General features: G+C 46.5%; 1 protein-coding gene. It reads left to right on the top strand.

Features of this window, described 5'->3' with window-relative positions; translation table 11 throughout:
• Window positions 1-957 precede the first annotated feature (957 nt).
• Window positions 958-1674 carry a hypothetical protein gene (locus AC1DQ3_RS36410; protein WP_477124934.1) on the top strand — a complete coding sequence of 239 codons (717 nt, stop codon included), beginning with the start codon at window positions 958-960 and terminating at the stop codon, window positions 1672-1674.
• The last annotated feature ends 5 nt before the right edge of the window (window positions 1675-1679 follow it).

Here is a 1679-nt window from a genome sequence, read left to right as displayed (position 1 = left end):
TCCATGGGACTTTTCGTTTCGCGGCGGATCGGCCAGGCTAATTTTCTCATCTGACTTATTTTCTGATTTAGTTCCCGCTTTAAAAGCACTTCAGAACTATCTTTCTGAATCAGTAAAATTGGAGCGAAAAAAATGAGCTATACCTTTACCGAAACAGAGCGCCTCAGCCTTATGGATGCCTTGCCTGGGTGCTCAGCCCAATGCTCCCCTGTCAAGATAGCGACACGGCAGTTGGCACGCTTGAGGTTGTTATATTTTACGTCTCATATGAATTTAATTAACAACACCTTGCCACCAATGGTGGCCTCGCTAAACTAAACACCCGCTGCGGTTCGATGTCAGCCCCTGACGAACAGACTCCCGGCATCGAATATATTGTATTTTGCTTACTTACTGTTGTCGCGCGGTAAGGATCATGGCACCCTGCGACGGCATCTACTGGCATTTCCCATGGAAATGCACCGAAGTCTGCCGTAGTCCAATCAAATCATTATGGTCAACAACATCGTGTCAGACGCCACCTCGTGGTGCGCCTCCGATTCGCCGGCGATCGATCTCACAGAGAACCCGTCACTTCACGGTGTTCTATCTTGATTGGATTATTCCTCTTTGGCACCCTTCTGTTCCGGGTTCACTTTTTCCCATACATCGCCTTCCCAAGACGATGGACAGCGTTTATCCAGAATCTCGTCAATTTTCGAACATTTTACTTGCGTCTTGCTCGTTTTCCTCTGCCTTCTTGTTTCCGCTGGCGTGTACATCATCGAAAAAAATATAAGCACAAATATTATTAAAGAAAACGGTAATCGAAGGGTGCACGATAATATTATCYGCACAATGGAATTAAATAAAAATACATTTTAAAATATGAAAATATGCACAAAATTCAAAGTTGTAATTCTGTCCATCATATTATCAATCGCAGTTGTAAATAATATCTCGTTGGCACAGGGTAACGTGGCTGAACGGTTGCGCGAATATCAACTCGCAGTGGCCGCCTGCACCAAGACGATCGATAGTACGAATTCAGTGCCAATTCTCGGCGGGGGAAGCCTGGATAGAGAACGGTTCGATCACTTCGCGCCTTTCGTGCGGGTGGAGGCGGGGAAGTGCGGAATCACCGGGCTTGAGACCATTGTGTACTGGACCGGAACGAGCATTGTGCCCGCGGGATTTCACATCAATAAAAGTGGGCAGGTTTCGCCACAATGGCGATCTATGAAGGTCGTCGCTTCCCTTCGTGATCGAGGTTCATGCGAGGAAACGACACAAGGATGCGACCCCTCTCACCCGAATCCGCCTCTTGACTGGCCAAGAGATCGCGTGGCCTCTCTCCGCAACTATCCGTTCGATATACGACTCCCCCTAGATAGACCTATATCAAGAGGAGTGAGCCCTTCATTGCTTATAAGAGGTTGGCCTGCCATCGATGGCAGGCCGCGCTTTGTACAGTGTATTTTCCACATGAATTTTGAGAATATGAATCGGGTCGATATGGAGAACCTGAAGTTCAATAAAAAATACCCATGCCAAATTGATCCATGGGACTTTTCGTTTCGCGGCGGATCGGCCAGGCTAATTTTCTCATCTGACTTATTTTCTGATTTAGTTCCCGCTTTAAAAGCACTTCAGAACTATCTTTCTGAATCAGTAAAATTGGAGCGAAAAAAATGAGCTAT

Source organism: Cupriavidus sp. 01T418 (genome assembly GCF_056398885.1).
The sequence above is the reverse complement of the archived record's forward strand: the minus strand, read 5'-3'. Positions and strand labels throughout refer to the sequence as shown.